Origin of the sequence: Allobosea eneae (genome assembly GCF_042657265.1) — a bacterium.
GTDB lineage: Bacteria > Pseudomonadota > Alphaproteobacteria > Rhizobiales > Beijerinckiaceae > Allobosea > Allobosea eneae.
Genome location: NZ_JBHSLW010000075.1, coordinates 1 through 5103, shown reverse-complemented (window position 1 = coordinate 5103; position 5103 = coordinate 1). Strand labels below are relative to the sequence as shown.

The following is a 5103-nucleotide window of genomic DNA, read 5'->3' as shown; positions in this document are numbered from 1 at the left end:
GTGGCTGGGGTCCACATCGCTCGCTCCAAGATGGCCTGAACAACCCCTTGGAATCACGAGTGCCCCAGTCGCTCAACCCTTTCGGGACGGGCTCTTAGGAGGCGCTTCGGCGCAGCCACTCCGGTTTCTCGATTTCCTGATCTACCAGCCGGTGCGCGCCGTAATGCTTCACGGCGCTGGAGTACCTGTCATGGTCCCCGCTCCGGAGCGCTACGCAGTCCATAAGCTGATCGTGGCTCAACGCCGCTTGGAGGACAAAGACGGCACGGCCAAGAGCCGCAAGGATCTTACGCAGGCTGCTGCGTTGATGAGGGCCTTTGTGGAGCTCAACATGCTTGGCAATCTCTGCGACGCATACGTCGAGGCATTTCGGCGGGGGCCTGCGTGGCGCGAGTTGATAACGAAGAGCTTGGCGACATTTTCAAGGCAGGATCAGGCTGAGATTCTTCCGAAACTCGCGACCGAGCTCAAGGCGAACGACTATGAGCCGGCGGAATTTGGGCTCGGCTCCTGGCTGACGAATTCAGAGGCGGAGTAACCCGCCTCACGCTGCTGAGGTTCGCGGCTGACGTAGAAAGGCAGCGACTTCGCTTTCAGGCATCGGCTTGGCGAAGAGATACCCTTGTGCCTGTGAGGCCCCTGCTCGCCGCAATGCGTCCATCTGTTCCTGCGTTTCAACGCCTTCGGCCGTCGTTTCAATCTTCAAGGCCTTCGCTAGGAACACGGTGGCTTCGACGATTGCGCGGCTCTTTGGATTTGCCAAGTTCGCGACGAAAGACTTGTCGATCTTGATTTTGTCGTATGGATACGACTCGAGATAGCTCATCGAAGCGAACCCCGTGCCGAAATCATCGAGGGCGATGCATACGCCCATGGCTCGAATGGCGCGCAGTCGCTCGACCGCACCGTCTCCTAAGAGCACAGACTCTGTGACCTCGATCGTTAGCCGCCGCGGCGCCAGTTTGGAGACCTCGAGGGCTTCGCGAACATGATCAATGATGCAGTCAGAGGCCAACTGGATCGGCGACACGTTGACCGAGACGTGTATAGAGGCTGGCCACGTCGCGGCGGCCCTGCATGCGTCGCGCAGGAGCTTCTGTCCTAACAGGATGATCAACCCTGCCGATTCAAGGGTCGGAATGAAGTCACTGGGCGCCACAAGCCCATGACCTGGCCGGCGCCAGCGGACCAGTCCTTCAAAGCCCCAATATCGGCCTGTCTTGAGAGAGACGATGGGCTGATAGTGCAACTCGAATTCATTGTTCCCGATTGCATCGGGCAGCGCGGCCTCGATGTCTCGTTGTTTCAGCCGTTCGGCGTGCCGACGGTGGGACGCAGCTTTCAGTGTCAGATGCTCGTCGTCACCGACGCAGCGGATGCGAAGGGAACCGCGGATAGCTGGCGCCTTACGCGGATCACCCGCAGTGAACCGTGCTAACCGCAAATCCATTCACCAGATATGTGATGTATTGGCCCTTAGCCGATGCCGGGAATGTTTGGTTACGGGCGATTCAATTGCGCGAAGGCTAGCGCTGCCAGAGCTGGTTCATGCCTCGTCGTCAAACTCTGATGTCTAGACAGGGGCCAAACGGCTGAACGACAAAACGCGACATGGGATTCAAGGGGCTCTCACGTGGCGGGATCGTCCTCCTCGTCTGGGTCAGGCGCCCGCAGCTCGAAGATCGGGTCAAGCGTCCACTCCAAATGCCGGCGAAAGCGCAGCCGCAACGTGCCCTGCAGCTCGACGTCTGGCTCAAAGCCAATTGCGACAAAGTCGCCGGAGGCCTTGAACTCGCTATAGCGGATCGATCGAAGCGCCCGGCCGGAGAACAACCACGCCACACCCGCGGGGAAATTGGCGCCGTATACGTCGACCCCTGCGACGGTCGCGACATATGAACCAAGCCGTTCGGCCCTCGGGCGACGCTCGATCTGAAGCTGAGGCCGACGCTCGGCCACCTCATAGACCAGACGCCGCAGCGCTCGGGCCTCTGCATTCTGCGAAATGACGAGAACAGGCGCGGGCCCGACCTGCTCGACCAACGGCGCAATCTCTCGCCAGAACTCTTCCTGCTCCACCTTTGCGCCGACGTTCCTCTGAATGCGGGCTCGGCGCGTGAAGGCGCCCCAGGCCCGCAACCCGGCGGATTCGCGAGTTCGCGAAGCGAGTAACTCCTCGAACCCGGACGCTGGCGTCTCCATCGGTGGATCCACCAATTGTGCCTTGGCGACGCCCTCCACCGCCACCTCATGCCATTCGGCGGTGTCGTCGCGAGGGGATCGTTCAATCCGAACACCCTCGAAGAACGACACTTGTGCGGGTTCTGCCAGAAGCGCCGCTTCGACGGCCAACCGGATACGGTCCAACGCTGCCGGATCGACTGGCCGATCCCTCAGCCGCTGAAGGCGCGCGGCCTCGATCGTAGCTTCGGCTGAGTTCACGATCTCGCCAAGCCGGGCGACGAGGCGGGTCCCATCGCGACCGGGGGCGAGCATGGCGATGCCACGCATAAGCTGCGGTGAAGGCTGTTCGAGGGACGAGGAAACGTGCCGCAGTTCGTGAAGGGTATTGCGCAGCGCGCTGTCGCCGCCCGGCAGAATACCTTCCTCGGCGGCCAGTGCGGTGATAGTGGCTTGGAGGTCGTCGTCGCCGGTGTCGGGAACTGCACACGCTAGGATCGCCACAAACGAGAGCAACAGGCCGTCGCGACCGTGCAGTGTTGACGGCGTGCAGACACGCCCAGGAACCACCCGACGCTCGGTCATGTTGTCGAGGACCTCGACCAGGCGGTCGAGCACCGCACCATAGGAGCCATCGCTAAAGCGCTCGCCAGCTATCTCGAAGCGGACCAGCAAGTCGAGAAACAAGGATCGAAGGCTCAGGCCCCGCGCGAGAGGACCAATGCGATCATCGTCGCCACCCATTCTCTGCAGGATCGCCATAGCCGTGCGCGCACCGATGTCCGAGGCCTGCTTGTCACTGATCGTCCAAAACAGCAGCAATCCGGCCGTCAGGAGCAGCACATCGTCGTGCGCGCCTCTTACGACAACTGTAAACAGCTGCTCCGGCGTCGACGCCGGCATATGCTCGAAGGTCAATGGAGCGACGCACGCGCTCGCTTCAGGCCAACTCAGACCCATCACATCGGAGAAAAGATAACGTCGGCGCCGAAACTCCGCCCCGCCGGCTAGTTGATGCAGGGTCTTCGGCCATCGCACGAGTGCCTCACGGAACTGAGCCGAGCCTGCTTCGTCTTCATTCCATACGGCCAGCGCCAGGCAGTAGGCCGTGTTCGTCAGATGCTGCCACAGATAGGGCCAACTTGCCCGCAGCGCCGACCAACGCTCTCCATCGCTGGACGCCCGCCCCTCGCGCCATCGGTAGATCGAGGGGGCGTGTTGGAGCAGACTTTCCCACGCGCCGATCACCTCGGGCAGCACATTGACATAAGCCTTCGCATCCGAGCCTGCTAGCGCAAGACGCGGTTCGGCCGGGTGTCCGACCGGCGTTTCGACGGTGGTGCGCTTCGTAACCCAAGCCTCAAGTCGGTGCATCATCGAAGGACCGAGGTCGAGAATGCCGTTGATGATCTCGGGGGGTAGCTCAGGGTCGCCCGGCTTGGGAACGAGGCGGTTTGGTGCATAAGCCAGTGCACGAATGAAATAGCCGTCGTCAGGGATGCGTCGACCATCGTGCCAGTCTTGACCGTGACTGCCCTGGCCTTGAGCTGGGCCGTCACAGTCTCGAACAAGCTCCCGTCGAGACTGTGCTCAACCAGCTTTCGGCGATAGCGTACGAAGGCGGTGCGCTCAGGCGTCGCCTCGGAGCGCGAGAACCCGCAAAAGCGGCGGAACGAGGCGCGGTCATCGAGCGCCTCGGCCAGCTTCACATCGGACAGATCATACTAGACCGACAGCAGCAGCGCCTTGAACATCGCCAACGGAGGCCAGGCGGGCTCACCCTTCGTCGCCGGATAGAGCGGACCGAGCAGCTCCGCGACTGGATTCCAGTCAATCAGGCCGTCGAGCTCGTCCAGCGACGACGCGCTCCGCGAGCCGATTACAAAACCAAGCTGCTCCTGGCCGATCGAACGATGCGCCATCGTCGCTCTCCACCCCGGAAAGCTCAATGGAATCAGTTATCAAGAACGCTGTCTACGTCCACCCGCGCACAGGTCTCCTAGGGTCTAAACTCAACGGATTGATTGTGATTCAGTTGTCTCATGGGAGAGGAGAGTTCCATGAGCCATTTGTTCTGGTTGAATGAGGAGCAGTGGTCGAGGATCGAGCCGTTGCTGCCGCACTATGGCAGCCCGCCTCGCGTCGATGACCGGCGTATCCTCAGCGGGATCGTGCATGTGCTTCGTTGCGGCTGTCGCTGGTGCGATTGCCCGGCGGAATACGGTCCCTCCACGACGGTCTATAACCGCTTCAACCGCTGGTCCCGGAAGGGCATCTGGCAGGATATCTACGCGGCCTTGACCGGAGACAGGCGCACACACCGGCAACTTCTCGCCGACAACACCCATATCAAGGCGCACCGCTCGGCGGCCGGCGCCGAAAAAGGGGGAAGCAACGTCAGGCGATTGGTCGCTCCCGCGGTGGTCGAACGACTAAGATCCATGCCCTGAGCGACGGCAAGGGCCGACCTCTCGTCCTCGCGCTCACGCCCGGGCAGGCAGCCGACATCAAGATGTTGCCCGTCATGCTCGACGCAGCTCCACCCGCGAACGAGCTTCTGGCCGACAAGGCCTATGACAGCGATGCGGTCCGCGAAGACCTCATGGAACGAGGCATGCGTCCGGTCATCCCGAACAAGGACGACCGCAGGTTCCTCCACCCCTTCGACCGCAAACGCTATCGCGACCGCAATGCCATCGAGCGCATGTTCTGTCGGCTCAAGGACTTCAGGCGCATCGCAACCCGCTACGACAAGCTCGCCAGGAACTATCTCGCCTCGCTATGCCTCGCCGCTTGTCGCCTTTTGGCTCCGTTGAGTCAACCCTAGCAGGCTGTTGAAGAAGTCAGACGCGTTCGCAGACGAAGCCTGACTCGTCGCCGTTGTGGATGTGGAAGTGCCCGACGAGGCGGCCGGCGGTGCCG

At 61.8% G+C, this 5103-nt stretch carries 3 protein-coding genes and 2 pseudogenes; 2 read left to right on the top strand and 3 right to left on the bottom strand.

The features are described 5' to 3' along the window. Positions 1-4: 4 nt before the first annotated feature. Positions 5-538, top strand: a complete 534-nt coding sequence (locus ACFPOB_RS27585; RefSeq protein ID WP_377801462.1) for a GSU2403 family nucleotidyltransferase fold protein — start codon at positions 5-7, stop codon at positions 536-538. 6 nt (positions 539-544) lie between these two features. Here ACFPOB_RS27585 and ACFPOB_RS27580 read toward each other — a convergent pair whose 3' ends face one another. The 3 genes and pseudogenes from ACFPOB_RS27580 to ACFPOB_RS31175 form a co-directional block, all read right to left on the bottom strand. After that, on the bottom strand, positions 545-1450 hold the full coding sequence (locus tag ACFPOB_RS27580) for a putative bifunctional diguanylate cyclase/phosphodiesterase (RefSeq protein ID WP_377801460.1): 906 nt from the start codon (positions 1448-1450) through the stop codon (positions 545-547). Positions 1451-1629: 179 nt separating this feature from the next. Then, on the bottom strand, positions 1630-3558 hold the full coding sequence (locus ACFPOB_RS27575) for a hypothetical protein (protein ID WP_377801459.1): 1929 nt from the start codon (positions 3556-3558) through the stop codon (positions 1630-1632). Then, positions 3555-4103, bottom strand: a pseudogene (locus ACFPOB_RS31175) (transposase). Before ACFPOB_RS31175 ends, ACFPOB_RS27575 begins: the two are co-directional and overlap by 4 nt. A 120-nt stretch (positions 4104-4223) precedes the next feature. Between ACFPOB_RS31175 and ACFPOB_RS27560 the strand changes: the two are divergent. Continuing rightward, positions 4224-5008 (top strand): annotated as a pseudogene (locus ACFPOB_RS27560) (IS5 family transposase). Positions 5009-5103 lie beyond the last annotated feature (95 nt).